At 72.7% G+C, this 25,239-nt stretch carries 19 protein-coding genes; 9 read left to right on the top strand and 10 right to left on the bottom strand.

The genetic code is table 11. The features are described from left to right. Positions 1 to 79: 79 nt before the first annotated feature. Positions 80 to 658, bottom strand: a complete 579-nt coding sequence (locus tag CW362_RS25955) for an Rv1733c family protein (protein ID WP_103551950.1) — start codon at positions 656 to 658, stop codon at positions 80 to 82. Positions 659 to 942: 284 nt separating this feature from the next. Here CW362_RS25955 and CW362_RS25950 point away from each other — a divergent pair, with 284 nt between their 5' ends. Then, complete coding sequence (locus CW362_RS25950) at positions 943 to 2,028, top strand: WD40/YVTN/BNR-like repeat-containing protein (protein WP_103551949.1); 1,086 nt, start codon at positions 943 to 945, stop codon at positions 2,026 to 2,028. A gap of 160 nt (positions 2,029 to 2,188) precedes the next feature. On the opposite strand, the gene CW362_RS25945 is transcribed toward CW362_RS25950, so the two are convergent. The 3 genes from CW362_RS25945 to CW362_RS25935 form a co-directional block, all read right to left on the bottom strand. Next, positions 2,189 to 3,157: a hypothetical protein gene (locus CW362_RS25945; RefSeq protein WP_103551948.1), complete on the bottom strand. Its 969-nt coding sequence runs from the start codon at positions 3,155 to 3,157 to the stop codon at positions 2,189 to 2,191. 155 nt (positions 3,158 to 3,312) lie between these two features. After that, positions 3,313 to 3,711 (bottom strand): peptidase inhibitor family I36 protein, encoded by a 399-nt coding sequence (locus tag CW362_RS25940; protein ID WP_162684232.1) that lies wholly within the window; start codon positions 3,709 to 3,711, stop codon positions 3,313 to 3,315. A gap of 131 nt (positions 3,712 to 3,842) precedes the next feature. Next, positions 3,843 to 4,838: an ArsR/SmtB family transcription factor gene (locus CW362_RS25935; RefSeq protein ID WP_103551947.1), complete on the bottom strand. Its 996-nt coding sequence runs from the start codon at positions 4,836 to 4,838 to the stop codon at positions 3,843 to 3,845. 503 nt (positions 4,839 to 5,341) lie between these two features. Here CW362_RS25935 and CW362_RS25930 point away from each other — a divergent pair. The 3 genes from CW362_RS25930 (at position 5,342) to CW362_RS25920 (ending at position 8,163) form a co-directional block, all read left to right on the top strand. After that, positions 5,342 to 6,019: a uracil-DNA glycosylase gene (locus CW362_RS25930; RefSeq protein ID WP_103551946.1), complete on the top strand. Its 678-nt coding sequence runs from the start codon at positions 5,342 to 5,344 to the stop codon at positions 6,017 to 6,019. 47 nt (positions 6,020 to 6,066) lie between these two features. Then, positions 6,067 to 7,113 carry an N-acetylglucosamine kinase gene (locus CW362_RS25925; RefSeq protein ID WP_240658049.1) on the top strand — a complete coding sequence of 349 codons (1,047 nt, stop codon included), beginning with the start codon at positions 6,067 to 6,069 and terminating at the stop codon, positions 7,111 to 7,113. Between the two features lie 129 nt (positions 7,114 to 7,242). Beyond that, positions 7,243 to 8,163, top strand: coding sequence for a sirohydrochlorin chelatase (locus CW362_RS25920; RefSeq protein ID WP_103551944.1), 921 nt, complete (start codon positions 7,243 to 7,245; stop codon positions 8,161 to 8,163). Between the two features lie 130 nt (positions 8,164 to 8,293). Here the strand turns inward: CW362_RS25920 and CW362_RS25915 are convergent, their stop codons facing one another. Further along, positions 8,294 to 9,340, bottom strand: coding sequence for a lactonase family protein (locus CW362_RS25915; protein ID WP_103551943.1), 1,047 nt, complete (start codon positions 9,338 to 9,340; stop codon positions 8,294 to 8,296). Positions 9,341 to 9,798: 458 nt separating this feature from the next. After that, positions 9,799 to 11,298: an FUSC family protein gene (locus tag CW362_RS25910; RefSeq protein ID WP_103551977.1), complete on the bottom strand. Its 1,500-nt coding sequence runs from the start codon at positions 11,296 to 11,298 to the stop codon at positions 9,799 to 9,801. 241 nt (positions 11,299 to 11,539) lie between these two features. Here CW362_RS25910 and CW362_RS25905 point away from each other — a divergent pair, with 241 nt between their 5' ends. Beyond that, positions 11,540 to 12,016 (top strand): Lrp/AsnC family transcriptional regulator, encoded by a 477-nt coding sequence (locus tag CW362_RS25905; RefSeq protein WP_103551942.1) that lies wholly within the window; start codon positions 11,540 to 11,542, stop codon positions 12,014 to 12,016. Positions 12,017 to 12,190: 174 nt separating this feature from the next. Here CW362_RS25905 and CW362_RS25900 read toward each other — a convergent pair whose 3' ends face one another. The 3 genes from CW362_RS25900 to CW362_RS25890 are packed head-to-tail and all read right to left on the bottom strand — an operon-like array spanning position 12,191 to position 18,647. Beyond that, positions 12,191 to 12,442, bottom strand: coding sequence for a dihydrofolate reductase family protein (locus tag CW362_RS25900; RefSeq protein WP_240658048.1), 252 nt, complete (start codon positions 12,440 to 12,442; stop codon positions 12,191 to 12,193). 20 nt (positions 12,443 to 12,462) lie between these two features. Beyond that, positions 12,463 to 13,434 carry a GPI inositol-deacylase gene (locus tag CW362_RS25895; protein ID WP_240658047.1) on the bottom strand — a complete coding sequence of 324 codons (972 nt, stop codon included), beginning with the start codon at positions 13,432 to 13,434 and terminating at the stop codon, positions 12,463 to 12,465. Beyond that, positions 13,431 to 18,647 (bottom strand): caspase family protein, encoded by a 5,217-nt coding sequence (locus tag CW362_RS25890; RefSeq protein ID WP_240658046.1) that lies wholly within the window; start codon positions 18,645 to 18,647, stop codon positions 13,431 to 13,433. Before CW362_RS25890 ends, CW362_RS25895 begins: the two co-directional genes overlap by 4 nt. A 676-nt stretch (positions 18,648 to 19,323) precedes the next feature. Here CW362_RS25890 and CW362_RS25885 point away from each other — a divergent pair. The 3 genes from CW362_RS25885 to CW362_RS25875 all read left to right on the top strand — a co-directional run bounded on the left by CW362_RS25885 (position 19,324) and on the right by CW362_RS25875 (position 23,806). Then, on the top strand, positions 19,324 to 20,004 hold the full coding sequence (locus tag CW362_RS25885; RefSeq protein ID WP_103551941.1) for a class I SAM-dependent DNA methyltransferase: 681 nt from the start codon (positions 19,324 to 19,326) through the stop codon (positions 20,002 to 20,004). A 134-nt stretch (positions 20,005 to 20,138) separates the two neighbouring features. Continuing rightward, on the top strand, positions 20,139 to 21,809 hold the full coding sequence (locus CW362_RS25880) for a SpoIIE family protein phosphatase (RefSeq protein WP_376450011.1): 1,671 nt from the start codon (positions 20,139 to 20,141) through the stop codon (positions 21,807 to 21,809). Positions 21,810 to 22,222: 413 nt separating this feature from the next. Beyond that, positions 22,223 to 23,806: a multicopper oxidase family protein gene (locus CW362_RS25875; protein WP_103551940.1), complete on the top strand. Its 1,584-nt coding sequence runs from the start codon at positions 22,223 to 22,225 to the stop codon at positions 23,804 to 23,806. Between the two features lie 71 nt (positions 23,807 to 23,877). Here the strand turns inward: CW362_RS25875 and CW362_RS25870 are convergent, their stop codons facing one another. Then, positions 23,878 to 24,300 carry a secondary thiamine-phosphate synthase enzyme YjbQ gene (locus tag CW362_RS25870; RefSeq protein WP_103551939.1) on the bottom strand — a complete coding sequence of 141 codons (423 nt, stop codon included), beginning with the start codon at positions 24,298 to 24,300 and terminating at the stop codon, positions 23,878 to 23,880. Positions 24,301 to 24,494: 194 nt separating this feature from the next. On the opposite strand from CW362_RS25870, the gene CW362_RS25865 reads away from it, so the two are divergent. Beyond that, the coding region (locus CW362_RS25865; RefSeq protein ID WP_103551938.1) for an NAD(P)-binding domain-containing protein at positions 24,495 to 25,239 on the top strand (745 nt) is incomplete at its 3' end.

The raw sequence follows: 25,239 nt of genomic DNA, 5'->3' as shown, positions 1-25,239 counted from the left end.
AGACGGCGCGGGAGCGGAGGCGATCAGGCCGGAGCGGCGGGAGAGGAGCGCCGGGCGGGTTCCTCGGGCCGCCGCCCGCTCAGCTCGCCGTCCGGCCCCACAACGGTCCGATCCGTTCCCACTCCTCGTCCCACCGGTCCATGCGCCGGCGTTCCAGCCGGCCGCGGAGAAGACGGCCGACGCCGAAGGGGACGACACCCGCCCCCGCGCCCACGAAGACGCCCGTCAGACAGGCCCGCAACCGGCCCACGGCGACACCGGTGGGCCGGTTGACGAGGTTCCCTCCGGGGTCGGTCCACACCAGGACCGGGGTGTCCGCCGGGATGCCCGCGGAGACCCGCACCTGGCCGGAGCGAGGCGTGCCGTCCGGCGCCGTCCAGCGGACCCTCGTCCACACGATGCGCCCGGCGGGCTCGGCCGTGCCCACGCCCGGCGCGTCCTCGATCAGCTGGGCGGGGACGGCGCGCCCCTCCGCGCGCTCCCGCGCGAGACCGTTCTCCACGGCGTGGACGGTCACCAGGCCCGTGACCGCACCGCCGAGCACCGTGAACACCCAGGCCGCGAGCATGATCCAGGCCTCCAGGACATCGCTCCGCCGCCGTAGCGGGTTGCGCCGCCAGCGCCACAGCCAGACCTTCGGACCACGGAACGCCGCCATCGAGGGCACCCTCCTCACGACCGCACGGACACACCACATCCCCCTCCCTTACGCGCGCGCTCCGCGCGATGCTCACATCCCGTGCCCGCCGGCTCGTCCGTCACGGGGAGGCGGGGCCGCGTGGCTCGCCCCGCGCACGGCCCGGCGACCGGCGCCGCCGGCCCCCGTCGTCCGCCGGCACGGCCCGTCCGAGCTGCGGGAACGCCGGGCCGGGAGGTGACTGTCAGTGCCGGGGTGCAGACTGGCCCGTAGCGCAGACAACGACGTCGCGGAGGTGTCCGGCCATGGCCGACGTACTGCTCACGGTAGGCACTCGCAAGGGTCTCTTCATCGGGCGACGGCGCGACGGCGCCTGGGAGTTCGACGAGAGTCCGTACTTCAACGCACAAGCCGTGTACTCGGTCGCGATCGACTCCCGGGGCGACCGCCCGCGGCTGCTGGCCGGCGGGGACAGCGCGCACTGGGGCCCGTCCGTGTTCCACTCCGACGACCTGGGCCGCACATGGACCGAACCCGCGCGGCCGGCGGTCAAGTTCCCCAAGGACACGGGCGCTTCACTGGAGCGGGTGTGGCAGTTGCACCCGGCGGCCGCCGAACCGGACGTGGTGTACGCGGGGACGGAACCGGCCGCGCTGTACCGCTCGGAGGACCGGGGCGAGTCCTTCGAACTCGTCCGCCCCCTGTGGGAACACCCCACCCGCTCGAAGTGGGTCCCCGGAGGCGGCGGCGAGGGACTGCACACCGTCCTCACCGACGAGCGCGACCCGCGGGCGGTGACGGTCGCCGTGTCCACGGCCGGGGTCTTCCGTACCGCCGACGGCGGAGCGAGCTGGGAGCCCGCCAACTCCGGTGTCTCCGCGGTGTTCCTGCCGGATCCGAACCCGGAGTTCGGACAGTGCGTGCACAAGGTCGCGCGCGACGCGGCGAACCCGGACCGGCTCTACCTCCAGAACCACTGGGGGGTGTACCGCAGCGACGACGGGGCCGGACGGTGGACCGACATCGGCGCGGACCTTCCGTCCACCTTCGGATTCACGGTGGCGGCGCATCCGCACCGCGGCGACACGGCCTACGTCTTCCCGATCAACGCCGACGCGGACCGGGTCCCGGCCGACCGGCGCTGCCGTGTCTTCCGTACGGAGGACGCGGGCACGACCTGGGAACCGCTGACGGCCGGGCTGCCCTCCGAGGACCACTACGGCACGGTGCTGCGCGACGCGATGTGCACGGACGACGCGGACCCGGCGGGCGTGTACTTCGGCAATCGCAACGGCGAGGTGTACGCGTCGGCGGACGACGGCGACAGCTGGCGACAGCTCGCCTCGCATCTGCCGGACGTCCTGTGCGTCCGCGCGGCGGTCCTGGCCTAGGGCCCGTCCGGAGCGGCGTGGCCCGGACAGCGGCTCGACCACGGTCGCGGCGTGAACGGCGTGAACGGTACGAGCGGCGTGACTCGAGCCACGGGCGTTCACCCGCTCCCCGCAACGACGCGTACGCGCGCGAACCCGGCGCCTGATCCGGTGCGGCCCGTCATCCCGCGAGCACGGCGGCCGCGATCTTCACCCGGGCGGCGATCGCCTTCTTGATCTTGTCCAGAGCCGCGCCGTTCTTCTCGATCGCCTGCCGTTGCAGGGCGGCGTCGACCGCGTACCAGACCCCGACGACGTTGTTCCGCCTCTTGCAGTCCGCGTCGGCGCGGGCCGCCGCCTTCTCCTTCGCCGACGCGGTGTTCGTGTGCCAGGCGCTGTCACCGGTGGCCGCGAGCGGGTCGGGGTAGGAGAAGCCGCGGGCCTCCATGCACCGCGACCACTTGGCGAACACGGCTCTGACCAGGGGATGCTTCCGCGAGGACTCGAAGCTGTCGATGTTGATGTCGTTGGAGAGCTCCGCGTCGCCTCCGGCTTCCGGCCCTTCGGAGAGCAACCGTGCCCGCGCCTCACCGACGCATCCGCCGACGGGGACCTTCCGGCCCTTGTAGACCTGCCCGCCGGCCGCGGTGGAGCCGGGTTTGACGTGCGGGTCGTTCGTCCCCGTCAGTACGAGGGTCGTCTCCGCGGACAGCGACGCGGGCTCGGCGGCCGCCGGGGCGGTCCTGCTGCCGGCCGGAGCGAATCCGTCGACCGCCGCCGCCTCGGGGTCGGTCACGCCGTAACGGAACTGGGTGGGGGTCCTCGGCCTGAACACCGGGACCGGGACGGGAGACGTGTAGCGGAACCCGAACCGGGTCATGCACCGTTCGGTCAGCTTGGCCTGGGCCGCGGTCAGCTCGTCCGACTGCTTGTCGCTCAGGAGGTAGGGGGCGATCGGCAGCGACCGGTCGGCCGCCGTGACCAGCCGCGGCACGGCGGAGACCTCCGGCATGGCGACGGCCGCGCCCTTCGGCCGGGAAGGCCCGGAGGACGACGGCGAGGACGAGGAGCAGCCCCCGGCCAGCAGCGCGGCGGCCGTCGCCAGGACGACAGCGGCTTTCGGACGGCCGGAGGCGGGAGACGAAGTCATGAGCCGGGTGTCCTCGTTGCGGTGGGTGGGTACGCAAGGACGGCCGAGCGTGCGGCCGGGGCGCGCGGGGATGCCCCGCCCGGCGTGCGGAGCGGGGCACCCCCTGCGTGAGGCTGCGGTGGACGGACCTGGGTCGGTCGGGACGTCCCTCCGGGTCAGCCGAACTTTCCGGAAGCGTTCTCGTTGCGCAGCGTGCTGTTGAAGTTCCCGCCGCCGCCCGCGGCGAAGCGCTGGCTCGCTCCGGTGTAGTTGATGTGGTAGTACACGGTGAAGGCGTTGTTGAAGTCCCAGTTGTCCACCGAGGCCGCGTTGTTCCGGACCCCCTGGCCCGCGCCGTCACTGCCGTTGGCGCTGGCCGTGAAGGTGTAGCCGGAGTAGTTGGGGATGCTGGGGAACTGCTTGAAGAAGGCCCCCTGGTAGTTGGGGTGGTAGTAGATGCAGGCGTAGCCGCTGGAGCAGGTCGTGTCGGCCGCTGACGCGGGGCTGATGGTGAGGGCGGTGGCACCGGCGGCCAGGACGGCCGCGACGGCTGCCGAGCGACGTATGTTCTTCACGGTGTGTCGTATCCCTTCCGGTACGGATGCGGGCTGCCAGCCATACTCGCCAGCGTGTTCGGTCGAGGGACACCCCTTTCCATCGCGGTCGAAACCCGCAGGTGGCCGAGGCCCTGGCCACGTTTCCGGTATCAAGTGCCCGCGGTGTGAGCCGCGTTGACCAAGGCGGATCCGGTGGAGGTACGGGTGTGCAGGATGAGCTCGCCCCGTTGCAGGGTGCTCAGAAGACCCGCCGCGCGCAGTGCGGACAGATGGTGACTCACCGTCGCGGCGGACACGCCCACCCGGCGCGCGAGTTCCCCGGACGTGGTCGCGGTCCCGGTGGCGATCAGGATGGAGGCACGGGTGCCGCCCATGAGCCGGCCCAGAGCCCGGACCGCCACCGGCGCCACCGGCACCACCGCCTTGTCGTACCCGGCGGGATAGACGAGGACGGGCGGCAGGGCGGGATCGGCGAGCGAGTTCGCGGGTCCCTGGCCGAAGTGCGACGGGGTCAGAAGCAGCCCTCGTCCGTCCAGGTGAAGCGTCTGGTCGACGGAGTACCGGACGTGCAGGACGGGAGGCGCCCATCGCATCAGCGGCCGATAGCTGTTCAGCAGTCCGTGGACCCCGCCGTCGAGAAGGGCCCGGGCGCGAATGGCCCGATCCGCCTCGACGGTGCTGCGGATCGCATTCCAGTGAGGGGCGAGGGCGATACGGTGGTAGTCCCTCAAAAGTCGCCGCAAGTCTTCCCGGGCCGCGGGATCCGCTTCGCGCAACCGCTCGAGCCACGTGGATCCCCGGCCCCGGTCGAGAAGGTCGAGTTGACCGCGCAGGACGCTCCTGGGACTTCCGGCCACCGACTCGATGATCGATTCGATTCCTTCGTGCCGTCGGTTTTCCGGAGTCAGAAAGTCCGGAAAATATCCCGAGGCCGGGATCATGGGCATCAGCATGAGCCGAATGCGCTGCAACAGATCACTGCGGGACGCATCGGCCCTGACCTGCCGATACCACGGTTCATATCGAGCCACGGCCAGCCGTCTGCGTAATCGGAAGACGCTCAATACCAGTTCCCACATGGGATCCGGCGACGTGGCCACTCTGGTTTTCAAGAGATCTTCGGTCGTGAAATGAATCCTCAGCATCCCCCACCTCCACGAGCCCCCATGTCTCGCCGGTCATTGTCTATACCAGGGAATGCCCGGCTCGCAAGAAAATTTCTCGCGATTCTTTATGCGCCAATCCCGTCGGATCGGCCGTCGATTCCGGTTCTCATCGGCCCGTATCATCATCGCCATCCGGCGGGCGGCTGAATTTCCGCCAACGTTTCGGGCGACCGGGCGGACCACTTCTCCCGGCGTATCCGCGCCTACCCGGAACGCCGTATCCGCCGGAGGTACGAACGGCCCAGGCCGCCGGGACACCGTCCGGGCGTCGAGCACGGGCCCGCCCGGTCGGTCCCGGCGCGACCGCGACCCCGCCGACGCCGCCGTTCCCGGAACCCGTCGGCCGGAGCGAGCCCAACGCCCCACCGCGACAGGCGCCTTGCGACCGGAGACGTCCGATTCGGCAGCGAATCGGTCATCCCCGGTCGAGGAACGGCCACCGGTTTGATCTCGGCCATGTGTACGGCAGTAGGGTGACGCCCGTGGCACCACGACCGTTGCATGAGATCGTCGAACCGGGCTGGGCGAAAGCCCTCGAACCCGTGGCCGGACGGATCGCCCAGATGGGCGACTTCCTGCGCGCGGAGATCGCCGCGGGACGCACCTACCTACCGTCCGGGGCGAACGTCCTGCGGGCCTTCCAGCAGCCCTTCGACGAGGTGCGCGTCCTCATCGTCGGCCAGGACCCCTACCCGACCCCGGGACACGCCGTGGGCCTGTCGTTCTCGGTGGCCCCGGAGGTACGTCCGCTGCCGCCCAGCCTGATCAACATCTTCCGCGAGCTGAACACCGACCTCGGAGTGCCCCAGCCGTCCACCGGTGACCTCACCCCCTGGACGAATCAGGGCGTGCTGCTGCTCAACAGGGCGCTGACCACGGCGCCCCGCAGTCCCGCGGCCCACCGCGGCAAGGGCTGGGAGGAAGTCACGGAACAGGCCATCCGGGCGCTGGCGGCACGCGGCCGGCCGCTGGTGTCCATCCTGTGGGGCCGGGACGCGCGCAATCTGCGCCCCCTGCTCGGCAGTCTCCCCTCGGTGGAATCCGCGCACCCCTCGCCCATGTCGGCGGACCGCGGCTTCTTCGGCTCGCGCCCCTTCAGCCGCGCCAACGATCTGCTGGCCGGGCAGGGAGCGGAGCCTGTGGACTGGCGCCTGCCGTGACGGCCGACGGCGTACGCGGCGGGACACGGGACGGGCGGGGCCCTTCCGTGGTCCTGGCCGTGGACTCCGGGGGCTCGGGGCTGCGCGTGGCTCTCGCCGCGCACGCGGTGCCGGGCGACGACGGTCCTCCCGTACGCCGTGGAACCCCGGCACGTCCCCATCCGGCCCCGCTCGGTGCGCCGCTGACCTCCAAGGAGCCGGTCCGAACCGGTCCGCGCGGAATCTCGGCCGAGCATCTGCTGGATCAGCTGCTGCCGATGGCGCGGCGGTTGATGGCCGAGGCGGGCGCCGAACGGCTCGGTGCCGTCGCCGTCGGCGCGGCCGGCCTGGCCACGCTCGGCGACGAACTGCGCGACGAACTGCCCCCCGTCCTGGAACGTGAACTGGGAGTACGGCGGCTCGCCCTGGCCGCCGACGCCGTGACCGCGTACACGGGCGCCCTGGGCACCCGGACGGGTGCCGTGATCGCGGCGGGCACCGGCATGATCGCGATCGGCACCGACCTCACGTCCTGGCGCAGGGCCGACGGATGGGGTCATCTGCTCGGCGACTGCGGCGGCGGGGCGTGGATCGGCCGCGCGGGCCTGGAGGCCGCCCTGCGCGCGTTCGACGGCCGCCCGGGGGGTTCGGCCGCGCTGCTGGCGCGGGCCGAGGAGATGTTCGGGCCGGTGCCGGGACTGCCCGGCCTGCTGTACCCGCGTACCGACCGGGCCGCCGTGCTCGCCTCCTTCGCCCCGGAGGTCGCCGGGCAGGCCGGGAACGACCCCGCGGCCTCGCGCATCCTGCGGACCGCCGCGCGGCACATGGCCGAGTCCGCCGCCGCGGTGTGCCCGGACGGCGGCGAGTCCCGTCTCGCCCTCACCGGGGGCGTGTTCGACATGGGTGCCGCGGTCCTCGGGCCCCTGACCGAGGAGTTGGCCGAGCGGCTGCCGCACGCCCGGTGCGTACCGGCCCTGGGCGGCCCCCTCGACGGCGCGCTCCGGATCGCGGCCGACCTGGCCGACGGCCGGCTCGCGCTGCCCCCGGACGAACGAATGCTGTACGTGGCCGCGGAAAAGCCGTACGGGGAAATACATGGCCCGAATTCAGCATAAGGCCGACAAGCCGGTGATCACCGATCACTTCCGACTCGCACGTAACTCATCAGACAAAAGCGGACGGATACCGCTCACCTGCACCCTCCCCGAACAGGGGAACCCAGGAAACAAGTAACATGCGGCGCCATGAGCTCCCCCACTGGGCCCGCGTCCGGCCTGCCAGTACGAATGCCGCGACCCCGCCAAGCCGGGCGGCACCGCCGTCCGGAACCCCTGGCGGCTCCCGAGGGCGCGCCCGCGCTCGTCCTCGCGGTGCCGGGCACCCCCAGCGCCGCCACGCGCAGCCTCGCCGAGGAGGTCGTGAGCATCGCCCGCTCCGAGCTCCCCGGCCTCGACGCCCGCATCGGTTACCTGGACGGGGACGACGAGTTCCCCACGCTGCAGTCCGTGCTGGCCCACGCCGCCGAGGAGCGCACCGCGCGCTTCGAGCAGGCCCGCGCCGCCGGTTCCGACGTCTCCGAGCCCGACGGCCCCGTCGGCATCGTTGTCCCGCTGCTCGCCGGTCCGGACAACGCCCTGCTGCGCCGCATCCGCCAGGCGGTGATGGAAAGCCGTGTCGCGGCCGAACTGACCGATGTCCTCGGTCCGCACCCGCTGCTCGCCGAGGCTCTGCACGTGCGCCTCTCCGAGGCCGGTCTGGCCCGCGCCGACCGCGCCCGGCTGTTCACCGTGGCGACCGCCGCGGACGGCATCGTGCTCGCCACCGTCGGCGGCGAGGACGCGGTGCAGGCGGCCGGCATCACCGGCATGCTGCTCGCCGCGCGGCTCGCCGTGCCGGTCATGGCGGCGGCCCTCGACGAGGAGGGCTCCATCTCGGCCATCGCCGAGCAGCTGCGCGACTCCGGTTCGCAGCAGCTCGCGCTCGCCCCGTACCTGATCGGTCCGGAGCTCGACGCGGGTCTCCTCGAGGCCGCGGCCAAGGAGGCCGGTTGCAGCGCCGCCGAGGCGCTCGGCCCGTACCCGGCGATCGGCAAGCTCGCGCTCTCCCAGTACACGACGGCGCTGGGCATCGCGCCGCCGCAGACCCAGGGAGCGCCGGCCTTCTAGTCGGCCGCCACACCCGCACCACCCGTACCACCCGAACGTCGAAAGGGCCCTCTCCTGAACCAGGAGGGGCCCTTTCCCATGGGCGTGGGGCGCACCCGGCACATCCCCTTCCGGGGCGGCCGGGCGGACCTCAGCCGAGGACCACGCAGGACGCGGCGGGTACCTCGACCGAGCCGCCGCGGCGCGGAACGCCGGTGTCCGGGTCGACGGTGAACCAGGTCACGTCGCCGGAGCGCTCGTTGGCCGCGTACAGGAAGCGCCCCGAGGGGTCGAGGGCCAGCGCGCGGGGCCAGACGCCGCCGCAGGGCACCTCGGCGACGAGCGTGAGCCCCTCGCCCGCCGCGTCGACGCCGAGCACGGAGACGGTGTCCCGGCCACGGGTGGCGGTCCACACGAAACGTCCGTCGGGCGAGACGACGATGCCCGAGGGGTACGCGTCGCCGTCCGGGGCCGCGGACAGCACCAGGATCTCGCCGACCGGCCGCAGCGAGCCCTCCGCGGCGTCCCAGCGGCAGACGGTGACGGTCGGGGCGAGTTCGTTGAGGACGTACGCGTGTCCGCCCGCCGGGTGGAAGGCGAGATGGCGCGGGCCCGAGCCGGGACGCAGGGCGATCTCGCGGTGCAGGGTGAGCGCTCCGCCGTCGAGGGCGCACACCCGGACCGAGTCCGTGCCGAGGTCGACACTGACGGCCCAGCGACCGGTGGGATCGGGCTGCACCTGGTGGGCGTGCGGGCCCCGCTGCCGCTGCGCGTGCGGACCGGAACCGGTGTGCCGGAGCACGCCGGAGGCGGCGGGCGCCAGTTCGCCGCCGGGGCGGACGGGCACCGCGCTGACGCTGCCCGAGCCGTAGTCCGCGGTCAGGACGTGCCCGTCGAGGACACTGAGGTGGGTGGGGCCGCTGCCGCCGGTCCGGGTCGGCGGACCGGTCAGTTCCGGCTTGTCGCCGTGCACACGGAAGGCGGCCACCGCGCCCTCGGCGGTCTCGCTGACCGCGTACAGGACGTCGCCCGCGGGCGCGAGGGCGAGATACGAGGGGTCGGGTACGTCGTCGACCGTGCTGAGGACGGTCAGCGCGCCGCTGTCCGGATCCACGGCCGCCGTGAGGACGCCGGGCCCTCCCGCCGCCGTGAACGAGCCGATGAACGCCCGCTGTCGCCGCCTGCCGCCGTCCGCCACTTCTGTCCCCTCTCGATCCCGCGCCGTCGGGGCGACGGTAGCAGTCACGGCGCCGCGGTCTAGACCAAAGCGGGAGCGGTCGGCCGCGGCCCGGGGCGGTGACGGGGCCGGGACGGGCCCGGCCCCCCGTTCCACCGCTTCCGGGCGGTGGCGGGCACCCGGGAATCGGGGCGGCCCGCCGGGAACCCGCGCGCGTACCGGGTACGCGCAGGTCACGAAGGTGCGTGGAGTCCGTACGGCGGCCACCACGGGCTTCCTGGGCGCGCGTCGGGGAAAGGGCGGCGGGGGCCGCCCCGGGGCCGCCCGGCGGGCGTCCACGCCCTCGCGGTGGATCTTCCGGACGGGGGCTCCCCTCCCCCGGAACGGGAGCGGCCCCCTGGAGCGCCGGGCAGCGCTCCAGGGGGCCGGGGGTCGGGTGTTAGGGCCGGGGTCGGGGCCGGGGAAAGTTCCGTCGGCGTTCAGACGCCGACGAGCCGCGAGTCGCGTACCGGTCCGCGCAGCGGTGTCGCCATGTCGACGAGCGCCCGCTCCAGGCCGTGCAGGTGCACGAGCGCCTGCTCGGCACCGGGGTGATGACCGGGGACGTCGTGGTGGACCGCCGCGGCACCTCCCGGTACGGCGCCGACCAGGGCCTCCATGGCCGTCTCCACCCGTCGGCAGGCCGCCGTGAGGCGGGCGTCGTGCGAGGCGTCCGGGTCGGCGGCGACGGCCGCGAGACCCCGCACCTCGCGGGCGCAGTCGTCCAGCAGGGCGAGGATCGCGCGGGCCCGCCCCTTGCGCTGCCGCATCGGGTTGAGCGGGTGCACCAGGGGTGCGAGAGCCATGCGCACACGCGCCAGAAGCGCTTCGAGCTCCCCCGCGAGCGGTGCGGGGTCGGCCCGCTCGTCGCCCGCGAGCCGCCGGGCCGCCGCCGCGGTGCAGCCGTGCACGGCGTGCAGGGCGCGCTCGATCCAGCGGTCGGTGACCGTGTGCGTGGTGATCGGCAGGACGAGGGCGACCGCGAGCGCGGCACCGAGCGCGCCGACGCCGGTCTCGGCGAGCCGGAGGACCAGCAGTCCCGGGTGCAGCACGCCGAGCAGCCCGTAGAGCAGGCCCGCCATGACGGTGACGAAGAACATCATCCAGCTGTACGAGGGCGCGGCCGTGTAGAAGATCCCGAAGACGCTCACCGCGACGAGGACGGCGGTGGGCGCCGGCGCGCCGTGCAGCGGTACGGCGATCAGGAGCCCGGCCACGATGCCGGTGAGCGTGCCGAGGACGCGCCGGAAGCCGCGGACCAGCGTCTCGCCGCGCGAGGCCGTGTTCACGAAGATCCACCACGCGGTGCCGACGGCCCAGTACCAGCGGTCGTGCGAGAGCAACTGGCCCGCGCCGAGCGCGAAGGCGCAGGCCGCGGTCGCCTGGAAGGCCTGGCGGGTGGCGGGGCGGTCCAGCCCGCGCCCCTCCAGCGGCAACGGCGCGGCGGGCAGCGGGCTGCGCCGCTCGATGCACCAGGCGCCGAACCGCACGGCCGAGGACGCCGTGAGCGACAGGACGACGGCGGCGTACAGCTGCGGGAGCTGGCCGGGCACGGCGTGCAGGAACTGGGTGGTGAAGAACATCATGAACGCGAAGATGCCGAGCGCGTGCCCACGGGGACCGAAGCGGCGGGCCCACACCCCGGCGAAGACCACGGCGAGCCAGGTCACGTCCCGCAGCAGCGGCGTCCCGTGCAGCGCGGTCGCCGCCGCGAGGACCGGGAAACCGGCCACGGGAAGCAGCGCGGTGGTGCCGGCCTGGCCGCGCACCGTCGGGTCGCCGACCGTGAACAGCGCGAGGAGCGCCGCGAGCCCGCCGGCGATCGAGGCGGAAAGCGAGAGTCCGGTCAGTTGGCACAGGGTGACCGCGAGGCCGATCCCGACGACCGCCCGGAGCGAGACCCGCAGCCGGAACAGTCCCGGATCCGGCGCCATGAACATCTTCTTCACCGTAGGCGGCCCGCCCCCACTTCGCGTTCGACACAGAGATTCGGCATGCGCAGCGCACATGCGAAAGGCGCCGCGGGTCCGGTACGGCGTCCTTGCCGTCCGGCGCTGCGCAGCGCCATCGATACGGACAAGGTACGCGGCAGCCCAGAAGTGGCTCAACCGGCGCGATTTAGACTGGGCCATTGGTACAGTCACAGGTGAACATTGTCGGCCGCGAGGAGGCCAACGGACCATGCCCGTGGACGAGCTCGACACCCGCATCCTGCGGCTGCTCCTGGAACAGCCGCGCACCAGCGTCCGTGAATACGCCCGCGTCCTCGGCATCGCCCGCGGCACGCTCCAGGCCCGTCTCGACCGGCTGGAACGGGACGGGGTGATCACCGGCACGGGCCCGTCGCTGTCCCCCGCGGCCCTCGGCCACCCCGTGCTCGCGTTCGTGCACATCGAGGTCACCCAGGGCCATCTGGACGACGTGGGCGACGCCCTCGCCGCCGTACCGGAGATCATCGAGGCGTTCTCGATCACCGGCGGCGGCGACCTGATCACCCGGGTCGCGGCGCGGGACAACGCCCACCTGGAGGACGTGATCCAGGCGCTGATCAGTCTGCCCGGCGTGGTCCGCACCCGGACGGAGGTGGCCCTGCGCGAACGTGTCCCGCACCGGCTGCTGCCGCTGGTGGAGTCGATCGGGCGGACGGCACGGGGCTGAGGGCGCAGCCGGTGGAACACGCCGGGCGCCCTTTCGGCCACCGGGGGCACCGGCGGGCCGGACACCGCGGCGGGCTCCGATCCGGCAGGCGTCCGGGGCCGCCCGCCCTGGACGCCCCGCGGGAGGGACGGACCCGCCGCCCGCTCCCGAAGGGCTGCCGGGCGAGCGGTCAGGTCAGCGGCGGACCAGCCGGACGTGCGCCGCGGTCGGCGATCCGACCAGCTCGGCCACCCGGTAACCGTCGATCCCGTCCCCGAGGTTGTCGAACAGGCGCTCTCCCCGGCACAGGAGCCGCGACACGACGGCGCAGTGCATCTCGTCGACGAGTCCCGCGCGCAGGTACTGCTGGACGGTGGCCGCCCCGCCCCCGAGCTGGACGTCCTTGCCCGCCGCCGCCTCGAAGGCACGGGCGAGGACCGTCTCCACGGGTTCGTGGTGTCCCGCTCTCACCCGTACGTCGAACGGGCCGGGCCGGGATCGACAGCTTCTCCCGCGTCCCCCGCATCGCCCCGCACCCCGGGCGGCGCGACCGGCGCCCGCCGGGCCCCCTCCGCCCGCTCGGAGGAGGACCGCTTCATCCCGTCGGTGACCGCCTGTCCGGTCGCCCTCGCCGTGAGGTAGGGGCGGACGTCGTGCGCCTTGGCGCCGTTGTGGACGGCGAGGTCCTGGACGCGGCTGCCGAACAGCGGGCTCAGTTCCTTCACCAGGGCCACGGCATCGCCCCGGTCGGCGATGTTGGTCCAGCGACGGACCGGAGCCGGCCATCTGGCGGACCCCGCGTCGGGCCGCGGAAGAAGCCGGTCGAACACCAGGCGTGGAATGCCGAGCGGTGAGCCGAGGGTGACCAGCGTCAGGTCGGGCCACTCCGGATGCCGGCACAGGGTCTCGTAGGCCACGACGCTGCCGAGCGAGTGCGCGACGATCACCTCCGTGCGATCGGTCACCTCACGCACGAGTCTGTCCTGGATACGGGCACGCAGTTCCGGCTCGGTGAAGTACCGGCGGACCTGCCGAACGCTGTAGATCATCAACCGCTCGCTCAGTCCGGCGAAGAACGCCGAACGGCTCAGTACGTTCAGTGCCCGCTGCACCGTGTCGGAGGCGCGCATCCTGGCGGTCGCCCGCGGGCGGCCGGTCCCGTCCTCGGCATCGGCCACCGCCTCGGACCACAGCAGGAGCAGTTCGCGTTCGAATCCCTCCTCGACGTCACCCGCGTCGAGTTCGGGGATGCCGAGCCCCCGGTGCCCCGCCGGGCGGAACATGTCACCGTAGAAGGCCATGGCGACCTGGGCCGGGCTCACCGGGGGCCCACCGGCCAGGCCGATCCCGTCGCACAGGGCGGGATACCAGTCCCCGAGAAGGGTCTGGGCTCCCTTGAACTGCTGCGCGATGCCATGGACGAGGACGACCCGGCTCATGCGACACCCCTTCGTTCCTTCGCGAGACCTGCCCGGTGGACACCGAGGACGACGACACCCATCTGCGTCGCGACGCACACCCGGTCGCCACCGACCGCGAGACCTGCGACACCACTGCCGATGTCGAGTTCCGCCGACCAGTCCGCGGACCGCAAGTCCCACGCCCGGGTGATGCCGTAGCCGTCGGCCGCGATCAGCATGGGCGTTCCACCGATGTCCCCGGCCCTCAGCGCCCGCACCGCCGACGGGAACGGTTCCAGCTCCACACCCGCGTCGGACCCGTCGGCCAGATTCCAGAAGCGCACTCTTCCGTCGCCCGCGCCCGTGACGACCACCTGTCCTTCGAGTCGGAGGAAGTCCACGCTGAACGCTCCCCGGCCGTGGCCACCGACGGGCTCCCAGCGCTGGTCGCCCGTGCGCAGGTCCCACAACCGGACGGTTCCGTCGATCGACGCGCTGGCCACGAGGTCCGACGCGCCGATCCTGCGTGCCCTCAGATCCATCACCTCGGCCGTGTGACCGGCCATGGGCGGGCATACGGGCGACTGGGTCCGCAGGTCCCAGGCGTGCAGGGTGTGCTCGATCGAGGCCGACACCACGACGAGCCCGTCCTCCACGGCGTGCAGACATGTCCGCCATGACGATCCGGCATGTCTGCCGAGACGGTGCCGGGGCTTCAGCGCCCACGCCTCCACCTCCGTCCACGTCCCGCGGACCACGACGACCTCGCCGTCCGAGTCGATGCTCGATCCGTCGAACACGGACTGGGCGGCCGACGCGACATGGGCCGCGATCTGCCTGCCGTCGCCCAGGTCGTGGATCCGCACCGTGCCGTCGGCGCCTCCGGTGACGACCGTCCTCCGGCCGTCCCGACCCGGCACCACGTCGACGGACACGAGGGCGTGGTTGACGCCGCACAGCGGTTCCGCGATCGGCTGCGTGGTGGTCAGGTCCCACACCCGCACCTCGCGCGCGTAGGCGGTGACGGCGACCAGGGCTCCGTCCACCCGCCCGACGGTTGGAGCGGGCGGGTCCTCGGTGCCGCTGAGCCTGTTGAGACCCTCCATCGGCGCACCGAGAGGAGTGCCCCGTTCCAGATCCCAGACACGCGCGGTGTCGTCGTACGCGATGGACGTCAGGAGCGTGGCCGCCCCGGCACGGACCAGGCTCGCGGCGGTGACGAGTCCGGTGTGCCCGAGCAGGGGCCGGCCCACGGGTGTCCGGTGCTCGATGTCGTGCACGTGGAGGCCGTTCCCCTCACGACTCGACAGGACGACCGGACGGTCCTGGTGGAAGGCCACGCCCACCGCCCGCGCGGTGGACGTCAGGTCCTCGATGTCGAAGTGCGCCACGGGGGCGTCCGGCCGGGCCTCCTCGTCGCATCGCAGGCGCCACACGTACGCGTGGTCGAGAGAGGTGGCGATCGCGATCTCCATGTACCGGGCGGTCGAGCGGACCGCGAGGTGCCGGACCGCGCCGATGTGCCCGGACAGCGGGGGCAGGACGGCCTTCCCCGACAGCGCGGACCAGACACGGACCGTCCCGTCCTCACCTCCGCTGATCACGAGCGTCTCGTCGGCGAGCCGGCCGATCGCCACGCATCGCACGACGTTGGTGTGTCCTTGGAGCGGCGCGCCCCAGGCCTCACCCCGCAACGGGTCCCAGAGGCGCACATCGGTGTCGGACCCGCCCGTGACGGCGATCGGCCGGCCGCCCGCCTCTCCCAGGGCGACGGCGAGCACCTGCCCGTGGTGCCCTTCCATGGGCCGTCCGGCCTGGTCGAGTGTGCGCAGGTCCCACAACCGCGCCGAACCGTCCTCTCCCCCGGTCAGAGCCAGCGGCTGGCCGCGTAACGCGTGGAAGGAGACGGACCGCACCTGCCCCGAGTGGCCGTCGGACGGCCGGTCGCCGGCCAGGTCCCAGATGCGCGCCGTGCGGTCGTCGCCCACCGTCACCGCCAGCGACGCGTCGCCCCGGTCCGTGAGCGCGGCGGCCAGGATGTCGTTCACGTGACCGCGAAGGGGATGACCCAGCCGGCGCAGCGTCCGCAGGTCCCACAGCTTCGCCTCGCGCGCCCCGGCCGTGAGGGCCACGGCACGGCCGTTGAACTCCCCGATCCTGGCCGAGGCGACCCCGCTGCGTACCAGGTAGCGATGAGCGACGACCTGCTCGCCGAGCTGTCGCCGTTCGGCGAGGTCCCAAAGGCTCAGCATGCCGGACTGGTCGCCGACCAGCGCGACCGTGCGCCCGTCCAGCCGGCCCAGGGACACGGCCGTGACCGCCTCCGCGGGGCCGATGAGCGGGCTGCCGTCGATCCGGGCGTCGCCGCCGGCCAGGACGTCACTGAGATCCCAGATGTAGACGGCCTTGTCCTCACCTCCGGTGACCGCGACCGGACGTCCGTCGAGTTCACCGAGGGCCACGTCCCGGACCGTGCGCTTGTGCACGGCCAGTTCGCATCCGAGCTGTCGTCTGGCGATCAGGTCCCACAGACGCGCGGTGCCGTCCTGGCTGGCCGTCAGCACGACAGGACGCCCGTCGATGGCGCCGATGCGCATGGCGTCGATCCGGTTGGTGTGACCCGTCAGCGCTCTGCCGTACTCCTGCCCGGCCGAGAGGTCCCAGACCCGCACCGTGCCGTCCACGCCTCCGGTGAGCGCGACGGTGTAGTCCTCCAGGTCGCCGATGGCGATCGCGCCCACGGCGACACCGACCGGCAGGTGCTCGCCGATCTGCCGCTGGGTCGTGAGGTCCCAGACCCGCGCCGTCTTGTCCAGCCCGCCGGTCACGGCGATGGGCCGTCCGTCGAGATCGCCGATGTCCACGCAGAGGACCGACTTGCCGTGCCCGCTGAGGAGCCGGTGGGCGCCGCTCGCCGACCACCACGCCCAGCACGCGGTCCACGGGAGCGCGACGCCCAGCCCGCCTATCCGATCGGCCAGTTCGTCCGCCTCGCAGCGCCTCGCCGAGAGCTGCAGGTCGGAGGCCCTGCCGCCGAGCGGCCGGTCGGGACTCATGCGGTGCGCCACCTGCTCGTACGCGGTGCGTACCCGCCTCGGCCCGTCACCTTCGATCGAGGTGAACGCGCGCAACAGGCCGAGCGATTCGCTCGCCAGGAGGAAACCCGGGTCCTGCACGAGATCGACGAGCACTCCCGCCGCGCCCGCGTGGGTGGCCAGGTGCCGCTGCAGATAGGGAGGGGCCGCGAACCAGTCGCGGCGGCCGTCACCGGCGGCCCTCGGGACGATGCCGGTGAGAGCGTCGACCACCGTCCTTTGGATCTCCGCGGCCGGCAGGCCCGTCGTCGTACGGAGATGCTCGGCCAGTGCCTTGTGGTAGAGCCGGTAGACCGAGCGGCCGTCGTCGTCGATGACCTCGGCGACGTAGGCACCGGCGACGTCGAGGAGCCACGACGTGTCCTGCTCGGTACACGGCACCCCGGAGATCGCGGAGCTGAGCGTCGTCCACACCTGTCCACGGGGCAGGCCCTTGCCCTCGGACAGGGCGAGCGGAAGCAGCATGCGGCGCACGCGTGGCTCGTCCGGGCCGAAGCGTGCCAGATAGTCGTCGAACGCCTCGCCCACCTCGCTGGGCAGTTGCTCCTCCCAGCCGCGCCGCGTCACGTCCACGACGCACCGGTCCGACCTCAGCGTACGAGCGGTCGTCCGGGCGTAGAGATAGACGCCGTCCGCCCGTGCCGCAACGCCTGCGGCGACGGTCCGGGCCAGTTCGGGAAGGCCGCGGTAAGGCGTGCGGACCTCGGGTTCCTCCGTGGCCAGCAGCACCTTGGTCACATATCCGGTGACGTCCTGTTCGTCGGCGCAGTAGCCGGGGAGGTCGAGGTCCAGGCAGGTGAACGTGGGTCCCAGCGGCGTCACGAGTTCATGCCGCGTGCCGACCAGCAGCCGTACCCCGGGGATGTCCGCCATCGGCCGCAGCAGCTCACGCGTGATCCGGCGCGGCTCGCCGTGTCCTCCGGCATCGGCGGCGGTGTCCGAGCCCGCCTCGTCCACGGCGTCCACCACGATGACGACCGGTGGTCCCTTGCGGCTTCGACGCGTGAGTTCCTGGAGCAGGGCGGCCGTGCCGTCCACCTCGGCGCCGAGCGCGGTGGCGATCCGCTCGACCACCTCCTCGAGCCGCTTGTGCCGCGCGTGGACGGCGGCCGTCACGCACCCCTCGTGGACCACGGTGGCGGGATCGACGCCCGCCAGGTCGAAGCGCGCGCGGTACCCGTCGTCCGACAGGGCCACGATCCTGCCGAGCACCGCCGACTTCCCGCATCCGGGGCTTCCGGTGACGACCCGGCCCCTGCCGTCGCTGTCGACGGCGGTGAGCCACTCCACGAGCTCGGTCAGAACGCGGATCCGTCCGCTGAAGTAGAGGCCCTGCTCGGACTCGAACTCCACGCCTCGCGATCGCGGGCCGAAGTGTTCGGTCAGATCGCGGGCGGCCACGCGCCGCTGCACCTCCAGGTCGGTACCCAGCGGCGGCAGTTCCTCGCGGAAGCCCGCGTTCGGCAGGAAGGGTGCCAGGCCGGTCACCAGCCCTCCGGCGAGTTCGGCGCGCTGCCCGTGCCCGTCGGCGTCGAAGTGCTCGTTGACGGCTTTCACGAGCTCGGTCAGGTCCACGTACTGCTGGCGCTGTCCGGTGCGATCCGTCGTGACCTGTACGGCGAGACGCAGCGCGGCCGCGAAGGCGCCGTCCTCGGCGAGGTCCTTCCGGCGGGCCGAAGCCAGGAACCACAACCCGCTCGAGGCCCCCGAGCCGCCGTGCCGGTACGCGAGGGCCTGGAGCGCGACTCCGGCGGCGTCCGCGCCTCCGGCTCCGGCGGAGCAGGTGTCGAGGATCACGAGGAGATTGCGCAGGTCGCCCCGGCAGAGAATGCGCACGAGGTCCTCGGTGGCCAGCGCGGTCGTCGCCGGGTCCTCCTCACGGGAATCCCAGCACATCAGGTAGTGCCGGTCCCTGCCCTCCACGAGTCCGTGGCCCGCGAAGTACAGGACCACCACGTCGTCGGGGGTCAGACGGGCGTCCGCCGACCAGTGGCCGAGCTTCTGCCGTACCTGCTCGGCCCCGTCGTAATCACCGAGTCCCGGCAGCACGGACCGGTATCCGAAGCCTTCGAAGAGTTCGGTCAGCGACCGGACGTCCGCCGGCACCTCCTGGAGTTGTTCCTCCGCCGGGAGATGGCGGTAGCGACCTGTGCCCAACGCTATGAAGAATCTCCGCCCCACGCGCAGCCCCACTAACGCTCACCGACTGGCCTTCGGACGAACTGTAACGATGTGATCGCCGTCCGTACCGGTCAACGGGTGAAGAGGAGCGGATACGCCCCTGTCCGTATCCGAAACGCCCGGGGCGGCGGACGCGGTTCGGCGAGGAAGCCGGCCCGCCGAGGTCGACGCCCGGTACGTTCGCACCGCTCCTGGCGGCGATCCGGGCGTCGCACCGGCCACGGGGGGATCCGCCGAACGGCCCCGTCCCGGTCCGGTGCCGGAAGGCCGGGGGAACGGCCGAACCGGGCCTCGACTCCGCGCACGAGGAGCTGACTTCGCCATGTCGCGTGCGCCGAGGGCGAGTTGACGCCGCGAGCCGCCGCGGCCGTCCGTTCCCGCCGGGCGGATTCCAGCCGTGTCGGCATCAGCCGGACCGGCAACGCGGTTCCGTTCAAGGCGAGTTCGGGTGCTGTCAGCGGCCGGGCAGTCGTCACGGGAGCCGTTCCGCCGGCCGAACAGTTTCGGTCACTCGGGCATCCCGACGGACGCCGAACGACTATCGTCTCGAATTGACGTCTCCTGAGCGACCGGCAAAGCTCGGAGATCCCGTCATGGCCGCTTTCATCCACATCACGGACCACTTCACCATCCCCCATGAAAGGTTCCTTTCGTGATCAACAGCAATCACGGGACTGATTACGAGAGCCTTCCGCTCGACCGCAAGGGCCAGGCCGAAGCCTTCGACGCCATCGGCGACCGCTACGACGAGGCCTTTCCGCACAAGGAAGGCCAGGTCGCCGCGGGCGAGTGGCTGATCAGGTCGCTGGGCGAGGGGGCGCGGGTCCTGGATCTCGGCTGCGGCACGGGGGTGCCGACCGCGCGCCAGATGACGGACGCGGGGTTCGAGGTGGTGGGGGTCGACCTCTCCGGCGGCATGGTGGGACTCGCGAGCGCCTACGTGCCCGACGCGACCTTCCATCAGCTGGACCTCGCCGACCTGCGCCCGGGCGGGCCGCGCGACCTCGGCCGTTTCGACGCCGTCTCCGCCTTCTTCTCGCTGCTGATGCTCCCGCGCGCGGAGATCCCCCTCGCCCTGCTGACCGTCCGTCATCTGCTGTCACCCGGCGGCCTGTTCGTCCTGTCGATGGTCGAGGCCGATGTGGACGACTTCGCGATCCCGTTCCTCGGGAACACGATCAGGGTCTCGGGCTACCTGCGGGAGGACCTGCACAGGGTCGTCGAGGAGGCGGGCTTCGAGATCGTCGAGGAGACCTCGTACACGTACGCCCCCGCGGTGACCGACGTTCCGCCCGAGGAGCAGGTGTTCCTGTGCTGCAGGCGGTGTGACTGAGGAGGCGGAGTCCGAGCCGCGGACCGCGCCACCCACCGGACGGGACAGAACGCGTGACCGAGCACCACACCCCACACAAGGGCACCGCCCCACCGCAGGGCCTCCTCCCGCCTGCCACTGTGGCGGACGGCCCCGTGCCGCAGACCGACCGCCTCCGGTACCTCGACGTGGCGACGCGGCGGATCGCCCGCGGGATGGATCTGGACGAGACGCTCCGGGAACTGCGGCAGGCGGCCGTACCGGCGTTCGCGGACGCGGTCTTCGTCCATCTCGACGATCCGCTGCCGGTGGGCGCGGAACGGTCGACGGCACCCGTCGTGCTGCGACTGCACAGCGCCGACCGCGTGTCGCCGACGCACGCCGACACGCCCCCGCCGCCGCTCCCCGAGGTCGCCGAGCGCGTACAGCCGGCCGGCGGCGGCCGGCTCGCCGAGCTGCTGCGGGACGGGCGCCCCGCGTTCGGTGACGCGCCCGGCAACGCGCCCGCCGTCGCCGAACTGCTCGCGGCGGGGACCGGCCCCGCGGGAGCGCTCCCGCCGGGCCACCGCCTGATCATCGCGCCCCTGCACGGCAGCCATCACGTCATGGGCACGGTCGTCCTGCTGCGGGGCGCGGACCGCCCCGTCTTCACCGGCGACGACCTGCTCGTCGCCTCGCAGCTCGCGACGCACACCGCGCTCGGGGTCCAGAAGGCGGTGATGTACGGCCACGAGGCCGCCGTGGCGGACACGCTCCAGCACACCATGCTCCCGTCGTCGCTGCCCGAACCCACCGGCGTCCGGCTGGCCAGCCGTTACCTGCCCGCCTCGAAGACCGCTCAGGTCGGCGGCGACTGGTACGACGCGATCCCGCTCCCCGGCAACCGCGTCGCGCTGATCGTCGGCGACGTCATGGGCCACTCCATGACCTCCGCCGCGATCATGGGCCAGCTGCGCACCATCGTGCAGACCCTCGCCGGTCTCGACCTGCCGCCCGACGAGGTCCTGCACCACCTCGACGAACAGGCCCAGCGGCTGGGCAGCGACCACATCGCGACCTGCCTCTACGCGATCTACGACCCGATCTCGCACCGCCTGCTGATGGCGAACGCCGGTCACCCGCCCGCGGTACTGCTCCACGAGGACGGCCGGGCCGAGGTCCTGGGGGTCCCGCCCGGCGCCCCGATCGGCGTCGGCGGTGTCGTCTTCGAGTCGGTGGAGATGGCCGCGCCCGCCGGGGCGACCCTGGTGCTGTACACCGACGGGCTCGTCGAGTCCCGGGACACGGACATAGGAAGCGGCGTCGAGGCGCTGCGGGTCCGTCTCCAGAGCACCGCCCAGGCGCTCGCCTCCCTGGAGGTGCTCTGCGATCACGTGCTGGGGACCCTGGGCCCGGGGACCCGGGACGACGACATCGCCCTGCTGGCCGCCCGGTTCGAGGGCTTCCCTCCCGACAGCGTCGGTTACTGGTACCTGGCCCCGCACCCGATGACCGCGGGGCAGGCCCGTCGGCTGACCCGCAGGGCCCTGCGCCGCTGGGGTCTCGAGTCCCTGGCCGACCCGACGGAACTCATGGTCAGCGAGATCGTGACGAACGCCGTGCGGTTCGCCTCGCGGCCCCTCTCGCTGCGGCTGCTGCGTACCGACGTGCTCCGCTGCGAGGTGACCGACGACTCGCCCCAGGTGCCCCGGCTGCGGCAGGCCGGTCTCGGGGACGAGAGCGGCCGCGGCCTCTTCCTGGTCAATCAACTCGCCCTGCGCTGGGGCGCGACACGGGTGAGCAGCGGCAAGGTCGTCTGGTTCGAACAGAAGATCCCGGCGAAGTAGCGGCCGCTCCGGTCCGCATTCGGCTGATTCCTGATCGGCGGTTCCGGGGTGCGCATACCCGCGCGGGGTATGGTGGCGGTCCCAGCTCGCGGGAAGTGCGGACGCCCCTGATGACGGTACGAGAGTTGCTCCGGGCCCGGTTCGGCGGCACCGCCCGCCCGGTTCGCGGTCCGGTCGCCGCACCGCGCCCCGCGACCCTGGCGCGACTCCGGCGCGAGTTCCCCGGCACGACCGCCGGAACGACGCCGACGACCCCGCCGCACACCGGGCCGGCATCGGACGCCCGCCCCGCCGCTCCCCTCTCCACCGCGCACATAGGCCACGTCCCCACGGCTTCCCGCGTCCTCTGACGCCGTGCGGCCGTGTGTGGACCGCCCCGGAACGCGTGTCGCGCATCGAGAAGAGGACTCTTCGTGAACAGCATCAACCGTCGCACCGTCCTCGCCGGACTGGGAGCGGCAGGCACCGGCCTGCTCGCCGCCTGCGGCAAGGACGTCTCCAACACCCCCTCCCTCCTCAGCCCTTCCGGCTCCCAGGTCGCCCGCGTGGAGAAGAAGCGCAGCGGTACGGGCAGGGTCCACAGTCTCAACGTGACCGCCGCACCCGCCACGCTCGACCTGGGCGGCGGTGTCCGGGTCAAGTCCTGGGCCTTCGGCGGCCAGGTCCCCGGCAAGGAGATCCGCATCTCCGCCGGCGACACGATCGCCGCCGAACTGTCCAACCAACTGCCCGGCGCCACCACGACGTCCATCCACTGGCACGGCATCTCGCTGCGCGGCGACATGGACGGCGTACCGCCGATCACGCAGGCCCCGGTGCGGGCCGGATCCAGCTTCACGTACCGCTTCGTCGCCGACAAACCCGGCACGTACTTCTTCCATCCGCACGTGGGCGTCCAGGTCGACCGGGCCATGTACGCGCCGCTGATCATCGAGGATCCCAGGGAGCCGCTGTCGTACGACGACGAGTGGGTCGTCGTCCTCGACGACTGGCTCGACGGCGTGACCGGTACGCCCGAGGACGTCTTCGCCGAGCTCAGTCACGGCATGCCCGGCATGAACATGAAGAGCGGCGAGCCGGGGCGGCCGGCGTCCTCGCGGCACCCGTCCGTGCCGGCGCCCCCGTCCGCGTCGGCCCCCTCCGGCGAAGGCGCGCCGACGCGGTTCCGGCTCGGCCGTGCCGCCAGCCCTCTGCTCGGCCGCGACGCCGGGGACGTGAACTACCCGTACCACCTGATCAACGGGCGCGTGCCGACCGACCCGGCCGTCTACAGCGGCAGGCCCGGCAGCCGTGTCCGCCTCAGGATCATCAACGCGGGCGCCGACACCGCCTACCGGGTGGCGCTCGGCGGCCACAGACTGACCATCACCCACACGGACGGCTTCCCCGTCGAGCACGAGGAGGTCGACACCCTGCTGATCGCCATGGGCGAGCGGTACGACGTACTGGTCACCCTCGACGACGGCGTCTTCCCGCTCGTCGCGCTCGCCGAGGGCAAGGACGTCAGCGGCATGGCCATGGTGCGGACCGGATCGGGGGGCCTGCCCGACCCGGCCGTGCGGCCGGGCGAACTGGACGGGCGGACGGTGACGGCCGGACAGCTGCGCGCGAGCGACGGCGTGCGGCTGGAGGCCAAAGAACCCGACCAGGTCCTCCGCGTCAAACTGACCGGCAGCATGGGCGCCTACGACTGGGCGATCAACGGCCACCGGTTCGACATGGCCGACCCGACCGCGAACCCGCTGCTCGTCCAGGAGGGCCGGCGGGTCCGGCTCGACTTCGTCAACGCAACGAACATGTGGCACCCGATGCACCTGCACGGCCACACCTACCAGCTCGGCGACACCGGCCCGCGCAAGGACACGACCATCGTGCTGCCCAGGTCGAAGATGTCCGTCGCCTTCGACGCCGACAACCCCGGACAGTGGATGCTGCACTGCCACAACGCCTACCACAGCGAGGCTGGGATGATGGCGCTCGTGGCCTACGGGGCCTGACTCCACGGGGCCTGACTCCACGGGGCCTGACTCCACGGGGCCCGGCTCCGCGGAGCCCCGGGGCCGGCCGCTCAGCCGAGGAAACTCAGCCGCACCTCGCGGTTCGGGTTGTCCCGGTTCGTGTCCACGAGGCACACCGACTGCCACGTCCCCAGCTCCAGGGCCCCGTCCACCACCGGCAGGGTCGCGTGCGGCGGGACGATGGCGGGGAGGACGTGGTCGCGGCCGTGCCCGGGGCTGCCGTGGCGGTGCTGCCAGCGGTCGTCCGCGGGGAGCAGGGAGTGCAGGGCGGTCAGGAGGTCGTCGTCGCTGCCGGCGCCGGTCTCGATGATGGCGATCCCGGCGGTGGCGTGCGGGACGAAGACATTCAGGAGGCCGTCGCGGCCCGCCGCGACCTCGCGGAGGAAGGCCTCGCAGTCGCGGGTGAGGTCGACGACCGCCTCCGACGAACCGGAGGAGATGTGCAGGACCTGCGTGGTGAAGGCATCGGACATGCCTCAATCCTCTCCCATGCGCCGGACACCGGCCTGTGACCACGGCATCCGGTGGCCGGTCGTCCGCGACCCCGGCACCCGGCGACCGGGCGCGGACGACCGGCCGCCGGCGGTTTCCGGCACGGGTCCGTCAGGTGGCTCACAGCGGGGTGTCCGACGGGAAGATCCCGGGACCCGGTCCGGTTCGTAGAAGCGTGAACAACACCGGGGTGAACGCGCGTGAGGTCGATGTGGTCGTCGTCGGAGCCGGTCAGGCAGGCCTGTCCGCCGCCTACCACCTGCGGCGCACGGGCTTCGAGCCCGAGCGGGACTTCATCGTGCTCGACCACGCGCCGCGTCCGGGCGGAGCCTGGCAGTTCCGCTGGCCGTCGCTGACGTACGGCAAGGTGCACGGCATGCACTCCCTGCCCGGCATGGACCTCACGGACGCCGACCCGGACCGCCCGTCCTCCGAGGTCGTCCCGGAGTACTTCGCCGCGTACGAGCGCGCCTTCGACCTGCGAGTGCGCAGGCCGGTCGACGTCAGGGCGGTCCGGGAGGGGACCGAGGGGCGGCTGCTCGTGGAGACCGGCGCCGGCACCTGGTCGACGCGGGCGCTGATCAACGCGACGGGCACCTGGGACCGTCCGTTCTGGCCGCACTACCCGGGCCAGGAGACCTTCCGCGGGCGGCAGTTGCACACGGCGCAGTACCCGGGCCCCGAGTGGTTCGCCGGGCGGCGCGTGGTCGTCGTGGGCGGCGGCGCCTCCGGCACCCAGCACCTGATGGAGATCGCCGGCCGTGCGGCCGAAACCACCTGGGTCACCCGGCGCCCTCCGGTCTTCCGCGAGGGCCCCTTCACCGAGGAGTTCGGGCGGGCCGCCGTCGCCCTCGTCGAGGAGCGGGTCCGGCAGGGGCTCGTGCCGCGGAGCGTGGTCTCGGTCACCGGCCTGCCGCTGA

The organism is Streptomyces populi (genome assembly GCF_002911015.1).
GTDB lineage: Bacteria > Actinomycetota > Actinomycetes > Streptomycetales > Streptomycetaceae > Streptomyces > Streptomyces populi.
Note: the sequence above shows the minus strand (reverse complement) of the source record. Positions and strands in the feature narration are given on the sequence as shown.